We start from the raw sequence: 14,373 nt of genomic DNA, 5'->3' as shown, positions 1-14,373 counted from the left end.
TTGCCACTGCCCGGCGTTTTTCTTTAGACGACCTTGCGTTCGCGCAAACCGTCGATCTGGCCGCCATCAAGGCCCAGCCATTGCTGCAACACCTCGTCCGTATGCTGCCCCAGCAAGGGCGGCGGCAAGCGGTATTGCACCGGCGAGCCGGACAGGCGCACGGGATTGGCCACCAGCGCCACCGTGCCCGCCGTCGGGTGCGGCATCTCCACTTTCAAGCCACGCGCCACCACTTGCGGATCGGCAAAGACCTGGTCGATGCGGTTGACGGGGCCGCATGGCACGGCTTGCGCCTCGAACGCGCTGATCCACTCTGCCGTCGTGCGCATGACCGTGGTCTGGCGCATCAACGGTATCAACACTGCCCGGTGCGCCACGCGCTGCGGGTTGGTGGCGAAGCGTTCATCCTGCGCCCATTCCGGGTGGCCGGCGACGGCGCAAAAACGCGAAAACTGTCCGTCGTTGCCGATCGCCAGAATCATGTCGCCATCGGCCGTGGGAAAGTCCTGGTAGGGAACAATGTTCGGATGCGCATTGCCCATGCGCTGCGGCACTTTGCCGCCGCACAAGTAGTTCGCCGCCTGGTTGCCCAGCGCCGCCACTTGCACGTCGAGCAGGGCCAGGTCGATATGCTGGCCCAGGCCCGAGCGTTCCCGTTCGGCCAGCGCCGCCTGCACGGCGATGGTGGCGTACAGGCCCGTCATGATGTCCGTCTGCGCCACGCCCACTTTTTGCGGCCCGGCGCCAGGCTGGCCATCGGGCACGCCCGTGATGCTCATCAAGCCGCCCATACCCTGGATCAGGAAGTCGTAGCCGGCGCGCGCCGCATACGGCCCATCCTGGCCGAAACCCGTGATGGAGCAGTAGACGAGGCGCGGATTGAGCGCCAGCAAGCTGGCTGAGTCCAGGCCATATTGCTTCAAACCATCGAGCTTGAAATTTTCCAGCAGCACGTCTGCCTCTTGCGCCAGCTGGCGCACCAGGGCTTGCCCTTCCGGGGCGGCCAGGTCGATGCACAAGGAGCGCTTGTTGCGGTTGGCGCACTGGAAATAGGCGGCCTCGGCCGTATCGCGGCCGTCCTCGTCCTTCAGATACGGCGGACCCCAGGAGCGCGTGTCGTCGCCGCGGCCCGGCTGCTCGACCTTGACGACGTCGGCACCGAGGTCGGCCAGCATTTGCCCGGCCCACGGGCCGGCCAGCACGCGCGACAGGTCCAGCACGCGCAAGCCGCTCAACGGCGCGGGCCGCAGGGTGGAAGCCAGGGCGTCCATCAGTTGCTGAAGGCGGCGATGCCGGTGATGGCGCGGCCGATGATCAGCGCGTGCACATCGTGCGTGCCTTCATAGGTGTTGACCACTTCCAGGTTGACCAGGTGGCGGATGACGCCGAACTCGTCGGAAATGCCGTTGCCGCCCATCATGTCGCGCGCCATGCGGGCGATGTCCAGCGCCTTGCCGCAGCTGTTGCGTTTCATGATGGAGGTGATTTCCACGGCCGGCGAACCCTCATCCTTCATGCGGCCCAGGCGCAAACAGCCTTGCAAGCCCATGGTGATTTCCGTCAGCATGTCGGCCAGTTTCTTTTGCACCAGCTGGTTTGCAGCCAGCGGGCGGCCGAATTGCTGGCGGTCCATCGTGTACTGGCGTGCCTTCAGGTAGCAGTCTTCGGCCGCGCCCAGCGCGCCCCAGGCGATGCCATAGCGGGCGCTGTTCAGGCAGGTAAATGGACCCTTCAGGCCGCGCACGTCGGGGAAGGCATTTTCTTCCGGGCAAAACACTTCATCCATGACGATTTCGCCGGTGATGCTGGTGCGCAAGCCCACCTTGCCGTGGATCTCGGGCGCCGACAGGCCTTTCCAGCCTTTTTCCAGCACGAAGCCGCGGATCGCGCCTTCATCGTCCTTGGCCCAGACGACGAACACGTCGGCAATCGGGCTGTTGGTGATCCACATCTTGGCGCCGGACAAGCTATAGCCGCCCGGGACCTTGCGCGCACGCGTGACCATGCTGCCAGGATCGGAGCCGTGGTTCGGTTCCGTCAGGCCGAAGCAGCCGATGAATTCGCCCGTCGCCAGTTTCGGCAGGTACTTCTGTTTGGTTTCTTCGTTGCCGAAGGCATTGATCGGCACCATCACCAGCGACGATTGCACGCTCATCATCGAGCGGTAGCCCGAATCGACGCGCTCGACTTCGCGCGCGGCCAGGCCGTAGCAGACGTAGTTCAGGCCGGCGCCGCCGTATGCTTCGGGAATGGTCGTGCCCAGCAAGCCCAGCTCGCCCATTTCGCGGAAGATGGCGGCATCCGTGCGGCCATGGCGGAACGATTCGAGCACGCGCGGCACCAGGCTGCCCTGGCAATAGTCGCGGGCCGCTTCCAGCACGGCGCGTTCGTCGCCCGTCAGTTGTTCTTCCAGCAGCAGGGGGGAATTCCAGTCGAATACGGTTTTGCTCATCACAGGCCTCGCAGGTGAGCGCCGGTGATCGGCGCAAGATTGAATATGGCTCATGGTAGGTTCTTGCCTAGCCTTGCGCAAACGATTTTTTCGCACCCAGACATGCGTGTGACGCATATCTTGCGGCATACTAGGGGCATTTCACCGGCCGGATACCCCATGTCACGCAAAATTCCCATGCTGCAAGCGTTAAATTGTTTCGAGGCGGCGGCGCGCCACCAGAGCTACACGCATGCGGCGCGCGAACTGTCGCTGACGCAAAGCGCCGTGTCGCGGCAGATATCTTCGCTGGAAAGCTTTCTCGGCGTGCAACTGTTCCAGCGCACGCGCCATGGCGTGCTGCTGACCAGCGCCGGCGCCGCGTATGCGCGGCAGATCGCAGCCCGCCTCGACGGCCTGGAGCGCGACACGCTCGACACCATGGCGCGCCAGGGTGGTGGCGGCGCCTTGCAGCTCGCTTCCGTGCCCACGTTTGCCACGCGCTGGCTGATGCCGCGGCTGTCGTCGCTGGCGGGCTTGCACCCGGACATCGTCGTGCATATCGATGCCTACACGAAACCGTTCATGTTTGCCGATACGGAATACGATGGCGCCCTGTACGCGGGCACGCCCGAGCAGCTGGCGCGCTGGCCCGGCACGCGCGCCACCTTGCTCATGCATGAAGAAATCGTGCCCGTCGCCAGTCCGCGCCTGCTGGCGGCGCGCAGCGCCTGGCAGCCGCAGGATTTGCTGGAACTGACCTTGTTGCAGCAAAGTACGCGCCCGGGCGCCTGGCGCCAGTGGTTTGACGCCATGCAGGTCGACGGGGAGCTGGCGCGCTACGGCGCCCGCTATGAACTGTTTTCCATGCTGGCCATGGCGGCCGTGCAGGGGCAGGGCGTGGTCTTGCTGCCCCGTATGCTGGTGGAGGCGGAACTGGCGCGTGGCGAGCTATGTATTGTGTGCGAGCGCCCACTGCGCGGCCAGCGGGCGTATTACCTGATCACGCCCGAGGCGGCGCATGAAAAGCTGGCCTTGCAGCAGTTCCGGCTATGGCTGCAAGGCGAGGCGGCCTAGACGACCTTGGCCGTATCGAAGTGGGGATTGTCGATCAGGCCGATCTGGTTGCCGAACGGGTCGAGCAATTCCACCGTGCGGATGCCGTCGCCCACGTCCGTGATCGGGTGGTGCAGGGTGCCGCCCAGCTTGATGATGCGCTCGACTTCCTGTTCGATGCCGTCCACGCCCCAGTACGTCACGCTGCCCTGCGTGCCCGGCTCGCCGCCCGGCAGCAAGCCCAGCTCGAAGCCGCCGATGGCAAACCCCACATAAAACGGCTGGTCGAAATACGGCGCCGTGCCGAACACCTGGCTGTACCAGGCCTTGGCCTTGTCCAGGTCGGGGACGGGATAGGTGACGGTGCGCAAGCCCTTGATCATGTTCTGCTCCTGGTGAATGAAGAATAACGTCATCATGCCACCGGCGCGCGCCGCGCGATTGGAAAAATGGAAGGTGCTCACGCGCGCCGGCCCGTCAGCCATGCCTCGGGCGAGCTGCGGGCGAAATCCTGGAAGTCGTGGATCAGGTGCGACTGGTCGAAATAACCATATTGCAAGGCCACTTGCGCCCAATCCGGCTGCTGTGGCAGGCTTTTCAAGCCAGCGCTGGCGGCCCGGAAACGGCAGATGCGGGCAAACAGTTTCGGGCTGATGCCCACGTGCTGGCGAAATTGCAGCGCCAGGTGCTGGCGCGACACGCCCAGCTGCTGCGCCAGGCCATCCACGCGCACCTGGCCCGATGCTGCCTCGATGGCCGCGATGGCATGGTCGGCCGCGCCGGCCTGGCGCCGTGGCGGGGCGGCGCGCAGGCGCAGCAGCAGATAGTCTTGCAAAATGGCAATTCTTTGCGCGTTGGACAGGGGTTCGCTCCACAGCGCGTCGCCGAGGCGTGCCGCCAGCTCGCGGCCCCACAGCTGCCGCAGATCGGCACGTCCATCATTGAGTTCGCACAGGGGCAGCTGGAAGAAACGGGCCGCCGCGCCCGGCTTGAAGCGCGCCGCCACCGTCTGCACGAGGCCCCGGCTGACGACGGCAATCGGCGCCGTCATCATGCCGACGGCAAAGCTGGCGTCCTGCTGGTCCTGGCACAAAATATCGATGCAATTGTCGGGCAAGACCTGGTGCGTCAGGGGCGTGGCGCCCGTCTGCACGCGGCAGGTCCAGACGCAGTCCAGCCAGGGCCGCAGGGCAGGGAGGGGCGGATATTCCTGATAGACGATCATGGCCGGCTTTGATGCAAAGAACAAGATTGCCCATATATTACACAGCATAATTGTGCGCTTGCCAAAATTTGCCGGCCCGGGCTGCCAGCGCGCCGCGCTATCGGGCGGCGACAACCAGTATAATGCTCGGTTCATATCCACTATTGGCCGCACATCATGCAAGATAAATATAGTCCCGCCGACGTCGAACAAGCCGCCCAATCGCACTGGAAGGCGATCGACGCCTATAAAGCCGTCGAACACGACCCGCGTTTCCCAAAAGGCAAGTATTTTGCCTGCTCGATGCTGCCTTACCCTTCGGGCAAGCTGCACATGGGTCACGTGCGCAACTATACGATCAATGACGTGATGTACCGCTACCTGCGCATGAACGGCTACAACGTGCTCATGCCGATGGGCTGGGATGCGTTCGGCATGCCGGCGGAAAACGCGGCCATGGCCAACAACGTGCCGCCCGCACAATGGACGTATTCGAACATCGCCCACATGAAGCAGCAGATGGAATCGATGGGCCTGGCCATCGACTGGTCGCGCGAAATGACCGCCTGCAAGCCCGAATACTACAAATGGAACCAGTGGATGTTCCTCAAGATGCTGGAAAAAGGCATCATCTACAAGAAGACCGGTACCGTGAACTGGGACCCGATCGACCAGACCGTGCTGGCCAACGAACAAGTGGTCGACGGCAAGGGCTGGCGTTCCGGCGCGCTGATCGAAAAGCGCGAAATCCCCATGTATTACGCGCGCATCACCGATTACGCGGAAGAGCTGCTGGCCTATGTCGATGACAAGCTGCCGGGCTGGCCCGAGCGCGTGCGCATCATGCAGACCAACTGGATCGGCAAGTCGACGGGCGTGCGCTTCGCCTTCCCGCATGAGATCAAGGACGCGAACGGCGCCCTGATCGGCGACGGCAAGCTGTATGTGTTCACCACCCGTCCGGACACCGTCATGGGCGTGACCTTCTGCGCCGTGGCCGCCGAACACCCGCTGGCCATCCACGCCGCGCAAACCAATCCTGCACTGGCCGCGTTCAACGCCGAATGCAAGCTCGGTTCCGTGATCGAAGCGGACATGGCGACGATGGAGAAGAAGGGCATGCCGACCGGCCTGTTCGTCACGCATCCGCTGACGGGCGCGCAGGTGGAAGTGTGGGTCGGCAACTACGTGCTGATCACCTACGGCGACGGCGCCGTGATGGGCGTGCCGGCGCACGACGAACGCGATTTCGGCTTTGCCAAGAAATACAATCTGCCGATCAAGCAAGTGATCGAAGTCAAGGGCCAGGAATTCTCGACGGATGCCTGGCAGGAATCGTATGGCAGCAAGGACGGCGTCTGCATCGCCTCCGGCAAATATGACGGCCTGCATTTCGCGTCCGCCGTCGATGCGGTGGCCGCCGACCTGGCGGAGCTGGGCCTGGGCGAAAAGAAAACCACGTTCCGCCTGCGCGACTGGGGCATTTCGCGCCAGCGCTACTGGGGCACGCCGATCCCGATGATCCATTGCGCCGATTGCGGCGTGGTGCCGGTGCCGGAAAAAGACTTGCCGGTGGTGCTGCCGGAAGACTGCGTGCCGGACGGCACGGGCAACCCGCTGAACAAATATGAAGCCTTCCTCCAGTGCGACTGCCCGCAGTGCGGCAAGCCGGCGCGCCGCGAGACGGACACCATGGACACCTTCGTCGATTCGTCGTGGTACTACATGCGCTATACCTCGCCAGGCTCGAACGACGCCATGGTCGACGCGCGCAACGATTACTGGATGCCGATGGACCAGTACATCGGCGGCATCGAACACGCCGTCATGCACTTGCTGTACGCGCGCTTCTGGACCAAGATCATGCGCGACTTCGGCCTGGTCAAGTTCGACGAGCCATTCGTCAACCTGCTGACGCAGGGCATGGTGCTCAACGAAACGTACTTCCGCAAGGACGCCGCGGGCAAGACCACCTGGTTCAACCCGGACGACGTGCGCCTTTCTCTCGACGACAAGGGCCGTCCGCAGTCCGCCGTCCTGGTGGCCGACGGCCAGCCTGTGGAAATCGGCGGCACGGAAAAAATGTCGAAGTCGAAGAACAACGGTATCGACCCGCAAGCGCAGATCGAGCAGTATGGCGCCGACACGGCCCGCCTGTTCACCATGTTCGCTTCGCCGCCGGAACAGACGCTGGAATGGTCGGGCAGCGGCGTCGAAGGCGCGAACCGCTTCCTGCGCCGCGTGTGGAACTTCGGCTACGCCCAGTCGGCAACGATCCAGGCCGCACTGGCTGGCGGCGCCGCACCTGCCACGGGCGACGCGCAGAAAAACCTGCGCCGCGAATTGCACAAGCTGCTGCAGCAAGCCGATTACGACTTGAAGCGCATCCAGTACAACACCGTGGTGTCGGCCTGCATGAAGATGCTCAACACGCTGGAATCGGCCAAGCTGGACGATAGCGCGCAGTCGAAGGCCCTGATCGCCGAAGGCTTCTCCATCTTCCTGCGCCTGCTCAATCCCGTCGCGCCGCACATCACCCATGTGCTGTGGGAAGAGCTGGGCTATGCAGGCGTGCATGGCGACCTGCTGAACGTGGCATGGCCGCAAGTCGACCCGCAAGCGCTGGAGCAGTCCGAGATCGAGATGATGATCCAGGTGAACGGCAAGCTGCGCGGCTCGATCACGGTGGCCAAGGATGCGGACAAGGCCAGCATCGAAGCGGCTGCGCTGGCGTGCGAAAGTGTGCAGAAGTACGTCGAGACCACGCCGAAGAAGATCATCGTCGTGCCAGGCAAGTTAATCAGCATCGTGGTGTAATCATGACGACTTCCTCTCAAATATCGCTGTTGGGCCGCCGCGCCGTGCTGGCGTTGGGCCTGACCGGCCTGCTGTCGGCCTGCGGCTTTCATTTGCGCGGTTCGAACGGCAGTTTCATGCTGCCGTTCGCGACGATGTACATCGGCTTGCCCGACACGTCGCCGCTGGCGATCGGCCTGAAACGCTATATCCGCGCCATCGGCAGCACGGAGGTGGTCAATACCAAGGATGGCGCCGACGCCGTCCTTGAGGTGCTCACCGATCCGGAGAGGAATCGTACCAAGACCATTTTGTCCCTGAACAGCAGCGGCCGCGTACAAGAGTACCAGCTCGGCTATTCGATCAATTTCCGCGTGCTGGACAAGGCCGGCAACCAGTTGCTGGCGCCGACGAGCATCAGCCTGGTGCGTCCGATCACCTTCGATGAATCGCAGGTACTGGCCAAGGAAACCGAGGAAGCGGCGTTGTACCGCGACATGCGCAACGACATGGTGCAGCAGATCATGCGCCGTCTGGCGGCCATCAAGCCGGTGCTGCCGGCCATGTCGGTGGCGCCAGTGGTGCCCGTGACGCCGGTCGCCCCGCAGCAGTAACGGGGACGCCATGCAATTGCGGATAGACGCGCTCGATGGGCATGTGGCCAAGCCGCTGGCGCAGCTGTATGTGATTACCAGCGACGAACACTTGCTGGCGCTGGAAGCTGCCGACAAGATCCGCCGCGCGGCGCGCGCGCAGGGATACTCCGAACGCGATGTGCTGACGGTGGAGCGCAGCTTCAAATGGGGCGAACTGCTGGCGGCGAACCAGGAGCTGTCGCTGTTCGGCGATAAAAAACTGATCGAGCTGCGCATCCCCACCGGCAAGCCGGGCAAGGATGGCGGCGCGGCGCTGCAAAGCTATGCGAAAAATCTCAGCCCGGACAACCTGACCCTGATCACTTTGCCCAAGCTGGACTGGGCTACGCAGAAGGCGGCCTGGGTCGCCAGCCTGCAGCAGGCGGCCGTGTATATCGACATTCCGAATGTGGAGCGGGCGCAGTTGCCCGCGTGGATATCCCAGCGCCTGGCCGCGCAGGGGCAAAGCGCGGAACGGGCCAGCATCGACTTCATCGCCGAACGGGTGGAAGGCAATTTGCTGGCGGCGCACCAGGAAATCCAGAAACTGGGCTTGTTGCACGCGGCGGGCAAGCTGACGTATGAGCAAGTGCAGGACGCGGTGCTGAACGTGGCCCGCTACGATGTCTTCAAGCTGTCCGAAGCCATGCTGGCTGGCGACCCGGCGCGCCTGGTGCGCATGCTCGAAGGCTTGAAAGGCGAGGGCGAGGCGCTGCCGCTGGTCTTGTGGGCCGTCTCCGAAGAAATCCGCACGCTGTTAAAATTGAAGGCCGGCATGGCGCAAGGGCGTCCATTGGGCGCGCTGCTGAAGGAATACCGCATCTGGGGCCCGCGCGAGCGGCTGATGGAACCGGCCTTGCGGCGCATTTCGCTGCCCGTGCTGGAAGCGGCGCTGCAGCAGGCGGCGCAGGTGGACAAGATGATCAAGGGCTTGCGCGCCAAGGGCTACGCGGGCGACGCCTGGGATGCCATGCTGCAACTGGGCCTGAAGATCGCCAAGGGTTAACTTTTATGGATACGAGCATGGACATCACAGAATATATGCAGGACGTGGGCACGCGCGCGCGCGCCGCTTCGCGCGCCATGGCGCGTGCCGACAGCGCCACGCGCAACCGCGCCTTGAGCCTGATCGCCGCTGCCATCGTACGCGATGCCGACCTGCTGCGCGCGGCCAACCAGCGCGACCTCGATGCGGCCGCTGCCGCCGGCCTGGCGCCGGCCATGCTCGACCGCCTGACCCTGTCCGATGCCGCCATCGCCACCATGGTCGAAGGCTTGACGCAAATCGTCGCGCTGGCCGACCCGATCGGCGAAATCTCGAACATGAAATTCCGCCCGACGGGCATCCAGGTGGGCCAGATGCGCGTGCCGCTGGGCGTCATCGGCATCATCTATGAGGCGCGTCCGAACGTGACGGTGGACGCGGCCGGCCTGTGCATCAAGAGCGGCAACGCGACGATCTTGCGCGGCGGCTCGGAAGCCATTCACTGCAACCGCGCGCTGGCCAAGCTGGTGGCGGAAGGCTTGCAGGGAGCAGGCCTGCCTGCCGATGCCGTGCAAGTGATCGACACCACCGACCGCGCCGCCGTCGGTGCCCTGATCACCATGCCGCAGTATGTGGACGTCATCGTGCCGCGCGGCGGCAAGGGCCTGATCGCGCGCCTGATGAACGAGGCCACCGTGCCGATGATCAAGCACCTCGACGGCATCTGCCACGTCTATATCGACGCCAAGGCCGATATCAGGAAGGCGATCGATATCGGCTTCAACGCGAAGTGCCACCGCTACGGCACCTGCAACACCATGGAAACTCTGCTCGTGTCGCGCGCCATTGCCGCCACCGTGCTGCCGCAGCTGGCCGAACTGTACCTGACCAAGCAGGTGGAACTGCGCGCCGATCCTGAGAGCCATGCGATCCTGGCCGCCGCCGCTTATCCGCACCTGGTGCACGCCACCGAGGAAGACTGGCGCACCGAATACCTGGCCGCCATCCTGTCGGTGAAGGTGGTCGACGGCATCGACGAAGCGATGGACCACATCAACCAGTATTCATCGAAGCACACGGAGTCCATCATCACGGAAGACTACAGCGATGCCCTGCGCTTCCTGCGCGAAGTCGATTCCGCCTCGGTGATGGTGAATGCGTCGACGCGTTTCGCCGACGGCTTCGAATACGGCCTGGGCGCCGAGATCGGCATCTCGAACGACAAGCTGCACGCGCGCGGCCCGGTGGGCCTGGAAGGCCTGACCTCGCTCAAATACGTGGTCTTCGGCCACGGCGAAGTCCGCAAATAGCCTCTTTCGCGGGCTGCCCACCAGGCGGCCCGTGCTCTCATTTTTTCCACCTCCGACACTGGAAACCCCATGCTCTTTCTCTGGACCAAAGCCTTCCACATCATCTTCGTCATTTCCTGGTTTGCCGGCCTGTTTTACTTGCCGCGCATCTTCGTGAACCTGGCGATGGAGACGGAAACGGTGGCGACCGAGCGACTGTTGCTGATGGCGCGCAAGCTGTACCGCTTCATGTCCCTGCTGGCGCTGCCGGCGATGGTACTGGGGCTCGCGTTGATGTGGATGCTGTACGGTGGGGGAGAAGGCCGCATGAAGATGCCGGGCTGGATGCATGCCAAGCTGACGTTCGTGGTGCTGCTGCTCGGCTATCACCACGCCTGCGGTTCCATCCTGCGCAAGTTTGAAAAAGGTCTCAACAAGCGCAGCCACACCTGGTTCCGCTGGTTTAATGAAGTGCCGGTGGTGATGCTGCTGGCCGTCGTCGTGCTGGTCGTGGTCAAGCCTTTCTAAGGGAGTCGAGATGAGTGCAAACCAGAGCAAAGTCGTGCAGTATTTTTTTGCGCCCCACTCGCCATGGACCTACCTGGGGCATGCGCGCCTGATGGCCATTGCCGCGAAGACGGGTGCGCAGATCGACGTGCGTCCCTTTGACCTGGGCAAGGTCTTCAGCGTCTCGGGCGGCCTGCCGCTGGCCAAGCGCGCACCACAGCGCCAGACGTACCGCCTGGCCGAACTGGCGCGCTGGTCGGCCTTTTTGCAAGTGCCACTGACCCTGCAGCCGAAGTTCTTCCCCGTGTCGCCGGAAGCGTCGGCCAAGCTGATCATCGCCACGCGCCTGGCGCACGGCGTGGAAGCATCGCTGAACCTGGCGCACGCCATCATGCGCGGCCTGTGGGCCGAAGAGCGCAACATCGGCGACGAAGAAACCCTGGTCCAGATCGCGTTTGACGCCGGTTTCCATGGCCGCCAGTTGCTGAAAACGTCGGAAACGGCCAGCGTGCAGGCAGAATACGACGCCAATACGGAAGCGGCCACCGCCGCCAGCGTCTTCGGCTCGCCGTGGTACATCGTCGATGGCGAAGGCTACTGGGGCCAGGATCGCCTCGATTTTGTCGAGCGCGCGCTGGAGAAGTAGTTTTTTAGAGAGTGGTAGGTCGGATTAGCGTGGCAAAGCCGCGCGTAATCCGACAAGCACAGTGTGCGGCATGTCGGCTTATGTCGGCTTACGCCCTGCGGGCTAAGCCGACCTACGTGATATTTCAGATTTTTAGTTAATTGTTTTTCAACGGATAAAAGGTACACCATGGCTTCATATTTTTGCCCATGCCCGCGCGGCATGGAAGCGGCGCTGGCCGAGGAACTGGGCGAGATCGCCCAGGATAGTGCGACCATGAAGGTCCACAACCAGGTGCCGGGCGGTGTCCACTGCTCGGGCGACCTGCTCGATTCCTACCGCATCAACCTGCATTCGCGCATCGCTTCGCGCGTGCTGATGCGCATGGCCCATTCCGGCTACAAGACGGAAAACGATATTTACGACCTGACCCTGGCGCAATCGTGGGAAGACTGGTTCGGCGTGCATCACACGATCCGCGTCGACGTCACGGCCGTCAAATCGCCGTTGCGCAGCCTGGAATTCACGACATTGAAAATCAAGGATGCGATCTGCGACCGCTTCCGCGACCAGTTCAACGAGCGTCCATCGGTCAATACCAAGACGCCGGACATGCGCATCGTCGGCTTCCTCGACGCGCACACGTTTACCGTCTACCTCGATACTTCTGGCGAAGCCCTGTTCAAGCGCGGCTGGCGCGAAGAGACGGGCGACGCGCCGCTGCGCGAAAACCTGGCCGCCGGCCTGCTGCGCGTGTCTGGCTGGAAGCCTGGCATGGTGCTGTTCGACCCGATGTGCGGTTCCGGCACCATCCTGGCCGAAGCGGCGCAGATGCTGCAGGGGATACCACCGGGCGCGTCGCGCCAGTTCGCGTTTGAAAACTTCCACGACTTCGATCCGGCGCCGTGGAATGCCATGAAAAACGCCATCAAGGTCAATCCCTTGCCGGCCGAACCGACCATTTTCGGCAGCGACATTTCGGGCGACATGGTCGCCATGACGCGCCATAACCTGCGTTGCGCCGGCGTGCGCTTCGACGTGCCCCTGAAACAGATCGAGGCGCAGGAAGTCAAGCCGCCAAGCGACGTGCCGGGCATCATGCTGACCAACCCGCCGTACGGCGAGCGTATCGGCGTGCGCGGCGACAGCACCATCCCCGAAGATGAACTGTCGACGTCGTTCTATTCGGCCATGGGCACGACCCTGAAGCAGCGTTTCGCGGGCTGGACGGTATTCCTGTTCACGGCCGACCTGGGCCTGCCCAAGCTGCTGCGTCTGAAGGAAGCGCGCAAGACGCCTTTCTTCAACGGCGCGCTGGAATGCCGTCTGTTCCGCTTCGATATGGTGGCGGGATACAACCGCCGTGAAGAAGCCAAGCCCAAGCCACAGCAGTAAGCGTTCGTCGCAAGACCCCGCAGTCACCCCGCGCACGGACCGAAACCGGTCCGTGCGCCACTTTGGACCCGCCATGTTTCCCACCCCTCCGGCCGATGTGCCGCCCGACCCGGTCACGCCCGTTCCGCCTCCCACGCCAAGCCACATGGCGCCGCTGAGCCGCGGTGCGCTGGCGATGATGCTGGCCGGGCTGTCGATGCTGGGGCCCCTGTCGATCGACACCTATCTGCCCGCGTTTGGCGCGATCCAGGGTTCGCTGCAGGCCTCGCCGCTGGAAGTGCAGCAGTCGCTGACGTTCTACATGCTGGCCTTTGCCGGCATGGTGCTGTGGCATGGCGCGATCTCGGACACCTTCGGCCGCCGGAATGTCATTCTCGTGTCGCTGCTGATGTTTGCCATCGGCTCGCTGGGCTGCGCTTCGGCGCACACGGTGCACTATCTGTGGTTCTTCCGCATCATGCAGGGCGTCTCGGCCGGTGCCGGCGTGGTGATCAGCCGCGCCATCATCCGCGACCTGTATGCCGATGCGGCGGCGGCGCGTCTGCTGTCGCTGGTGACAATGATCTTTTCCATCGCACCGGCCGTGGCGCCGATCCTGGGCGGCTGGATCGTCATCTGGTTCGACTGGCGCTCGATCTTCCTGTTCCTCGCCTTTTATACGGTGGTGCTGCTGGCGTTCTGCTACTGGCGCCTGCCCGAAACCCTGCCGATGGAAAAGCGCCAGCCCTTCAATCCCCGCTTCCTGGCGTCGAGCTACGGCCAGATCCTGCGCTCGCCCCTGTTCCACATCAAGGCCGGCATCGTCGCCCTCAATTTCGCGGGCCTGTTCCTGTTCATCACGGCCGCGCCGGAAATGCTGCCCAAGCAGCTGGGCCTGGGGCCATCGCAATTCGCCTGGCTGTTCATTCCCTGCGTGAGCGGCATCTTCATGGGCGCCGCGGCGGCCAACCGCATCGCCGGCAAGGTCACGTTCGCGCGCCAGATCGGCATCGGCTTTGCCTTCCTGCTGTGCGCCGCCAGCGTCAATGTCGTGTACCACCTGTTCCTGCCGCCATCCTTGCCCTGGTCGGTGCTGCCCCTGTTCTTCTACACCTTCGGCATGTCGCTGGTGGGGCCGGGCGCGACCCTGCTGGCGCTGGACCTGTTCCCGCATATCCGCGGCACGGTGGCCTCGTGCCAGTCGTTTGCCAGCACCTTGCTGGGCGCCGTGGTGGCAGGCGTGATCTCGCCCCTGCTGTCCGGTTCCGTGCTGTGGCTGGCGTCGGGTCAGCTGGCGTTTACGGGACTGGCGCTGGCGCTGTGGCTGATCTCGCGGCGCTTCCGCCACCGTTTGCTGGGTTCCTTCAGGGCATAAGTTTCCACTGCAGAACGCTGGATTTATTTCAACTTAATTTTCTATATTGCAAGTAATATCCGGCGCTTATGATAAGATGAGCTTTTTTCCCGGCAT

13 protein-coding genes are annotated in these 14,373 nt (G+C 63.5%); 9 read left to right on the top strand and 4 right to left on the bottom strand.

Going from position 1 to position 14,373, the window contains the following annotated elements:
- Positions 1 to 23: 23 nt before the first annotated feature.
- Both ACQ4WQ_RS22485 and ACQ4WQ_RS22480 read right to left on the bottom strand, forming a co-directional pair.
- On the bottom strand, positions 24 to 1,271 hold the full coding sequence (locus ACQ4WQ_RS22485) for a CaiB/BaiF CoA transferase family protein (RefSeq protein ID WP_436500119.1): 1,248 nt from the start codon (positions 1,269 to 1,271) through the stop codon (positions 24 to 26).
- Positions 1,271 to 2,452 (bottom strand): acyl-CoA dehydrogenase, encoded by a 1,182-nt coding sequence (locus tag ACQ4WQ_RS22480; RefSeq protein WP_436500117.1) that lies wholly within the window; start codon positions 2,450 to 2,452, stop codon positions 1,271 to 1,273. Before ACQ4WQ_RS22480 ends, ACQ4WQ_RS22485 begins: the two co-directional genes overlap by 1 nt.
- 159 nt (positions 2,453 to 2,611) lie before the next feature.
- On the opposite strand from ACQ4WQ_RS22480, the gene ACQ4WQ_RS22475 reads away from it, so the two are divergent.
- Positions 2,612 to 3,508: a LysR substrate-binding domain-containing protein gene (locus tag ACQ4WQ_RS22475; protein WP_326459805.1), complete on the top strand. Its 897-nt coding sequence runs from the start codon at positions 2,612 to 2,614 to the stop codon at positions 3,506 to 3,508.
- Here the strand turns inward: ACQ4WQ_RS22475 and ACQ4WQ_RS22470 are convergent.
- Positions 3,505 to 3,906: a VOC family protein gene (locus tag ACQ4WQ_RS22470; protein ID WP_436500115.1), complete on the bottom strand. Its 402-nt coding sequence runs from the start codon at positions 3,904 to 3,906 to the stop codon at positions 3,505 to 3,507. The two genes, ACQ4WQ_RS22475 and ACQ4WQ_RS22470, sit on opposite strands and share 4 nt — an antisense overlap.
- Positions 3,907 to 3,947: 41 nt before the next feature.
- Positions 3,948 to 4,712 carry a DUF6597 domain-containing transcriptional factor gene (locus ACQ4WQ_RS22465; RefSeq protein ID WP_436500113.1) on the bottom strand — a complete coding sequence of 255 codons (765 nt, stop codon included), beginning with the start codon at positions 4,710 to 4,712 and terminating at the stop codon, positions 3,948 to 3,950.
- Between the two features lie 156 nt (positions 4,713 to 4,868).
- Here ACQ4WQ_RS22465 and leuS point away from each other — a divergent pair, with 156 nt between their 5' ends.
- The 8 genes from leuS (at position 4,869) to ACQ4WQ_RS22425 (ending at position 14,277) form a co-directional block, all read left to right on the top strand.
- Entirely contained in the window at positions 4,869 to 7,508 is a 2,640-nt protein-coding gene (gene leuS, locus ACQ4WQ_RS22460; RefSeq protein WP_326459802.1) for a leucine--tRNA ligase, read from the top strand.
- A 2-nt stretch (positions 7,509 to 7,510) separates the two neighbouring features.
- Positions 7,511 to 8,101, top strand: a complete 591-nt coding sequence (locus tag ACQ4WQ_RS22455) for an LPS-assembly lipoprotein LptE (protein WP_436500111.1) — start codon at positions 7,511 to 7,513, stop codon at positions 8,099 to 8,101.
- A gap of 10 nt (positions 8,102 to 8,111) precedes the next feature.
- Complete coding sequence (holA, locus tag ACQ4WQ_RS22450) at positions 8,112 to 9,128, top strand: DNA polymerase III subunit delta (RefSeq protein ID WP_436500109.1); 1,017 nt, start codon at positions 8,112 to 8,114, stop codon at positions 9,126 to 9,128.
- Positions 9,129 to 9,145: 17 nt separating this feature from the next.
- Positions 9,146 to 10,417, top strand: coding sequence for a glutamate-5-semialdehyde dehydrogenase (locus ACQ4WQ_RS22445; RefSeq protein WP_326459799.1), 1,272 nt, complete (start codon positions 9,146 to 9,148; stop codon positions 10,415 to 10,417).
- 69 nt (positions 10,418 to 10,486) lie between these two features.
- Positions 10,487 to 10,924 carry a CopD family protein gene (locus tag ACQ4WQ_RS22440; RefSeq protein ID WP_070302877.1) on the top strand — a complete coding sequence of 146 codons (438 nt, stop codon included), beginning with the start codon at positions 10,487 to 10,489 and terminating at the stop codon, positions 10,922 to 10,924.
- Between the two features lie 10 nt (positions 10,925 to 10,934).
- A complete protein-coding gene (locus tag ACQ4WQ_RS22435) occupies positions 10,935 to 11,549 on the top strand; it encodes a 2-hydroxychromene-2-carboxylate isomerase (RefSeq protein ID WP_436500106.1) in 615 nt (204 codons plus the stop codon).
- Between the two features lie 168 nt (positions 11,550 to 11,717).
- Positions 11,718 to 12,923, top strand: coding sequence for a THUMP domain-containing class I SAM-dependent RNA methyltransferase (locus ACQ4WQ_RS22430; protein WP_374106838.1), 1,206 nt, complete (start codon positions 11,718 to 11,720; stop codon positions 12,921 to 12,923).
- Positions 12,924 to 12,996: 73 nt separating this feature from the next.
- Entirely contained in the window at positions 12,997 to 14,277 is a 1,281-nt protein-coding gene (locus ACQ4WQ_RS22425) for a multidrug effflux MFS transporter (RefSeq protein ID WP_219115165.1), read from the top strand.
- Positions 14,278 to 14,373 lie beyond the last annotated feature (96 nt).

Source organism: Janthinobacterium goodfellowi (assembly GCF_051380695.1).
GTDB lineage: Bacteria > Pseudomonadota > Gammaproteobacteria > Burkholderiales > Burkholderiaceae_D > Janthinobacterium.
Note: the sequence above shows the minus strand (reverse complement) of the source record. Positions and strands in the feature narration are given on the sequence as shown.

What these genes read in the sequence shown, in the direction of transcription:
- ACQ4WQ_RS22485 (WP_436500119.1), bottom strand. Translation starts at nt 1,271, where the DNA reads ATGGACGCCCTGGCTTCCACCCTGCGGCCCGCGCCGTTGAGCGGCTTG.
- ACQ4WQ_RS22480 (WP_436500117.1), bottom strand. Translation starts at nt 2,452, where the DNA reads ATGAGCAAAACCGTATTCGACTGGAATTCCCCCCTGCTGCTGGAAGAA.
- ACQ4WQ_RS22475 (WP_326459805.1), top strand. Translation starts at nt 2,612, where the DNA reads ATGTCACGCAAAATTCCCATGCTGCAAGCGTTAAATTGTTTCGAGGCG.
- ACQ4WQ_RS22470 (WP_436500115.1), bottom strand. Translation starts at nt 3,906, where the DNA reads ATGATGACGTTATTCTTCATTCACCAGGAGCAGAACATGATCAAGGGC.
- ACQ4WQ_RS22465 (WP_436500113.1), bottom strand. Translation starts at nt 4,712, where the DNA reads ATGATCGTCTATCAGGAATATCCGCCCCTCCCTGCCCTGCGGCCCTGG.
- leuS (WP_326459802.1), top strand. Translation starts at nt 4,869, where the DNA reads ATGCAAGATAAATATAGTCCCGCCGACGTCGAACAAGCCGCCCAATCG.
- ACQ4WQ_RS22455 (WP_436500111.1), top strand. Translation starts at nt 7,511, where the DNA reads ATGACGACTTCCTCTCAAATATCGCTGTTGGGCCGCCGCGCCGTGCTG.
- holA (WP_436500109.1), top strand. Translation starts at nt 8,112, where the DNA reads ATGCAATTGCGGATAGACGCGCTCGATGGGCATGTGGCCAAGCCGCTG.
- ACQ4WQ_RS22445 (WP_326459799.1), top strand. Translation starts at nt 9,146, where the DNA reads ATGGACATCACAGAATATATGCAGGACGTGGGCACGCGCGCGCGCGCC.
- ACQ4WQ_RS22440 (WP_070302877.1), top strand. Translation starts at nt 10,487, where the DNA reads ATGCTCTTTCTCTGGACCAAAGCCTTCCACATCATCTTCGTCATTTCC.
- ACQ4WQ_RS22435 (WP_436500106.1), top strand. Translation starts at nt 10,935, where the DNA reads ATGAGTGCAAACCAGAGCAAAGTCGTGCAGTATTTTTTTGCGCCCCAC.
- ACQ4WQ_RS22430 (WP_374106838.1), top strand. Translation starts at nt 11,718, where the DNA reads ATGGCTTCATATTTTTGCCCATGCCCGCGCGGCATGGAAGCGGCGCTG.
- ACQ4WQ_RS22425 (WP_219115165.1), top strand. Translation starts at nt 12,997, where the DNA reads ATGTTTCCCACCCCTCCGGCCGATGTGCCGCCCGACCCGGTCACGCCC.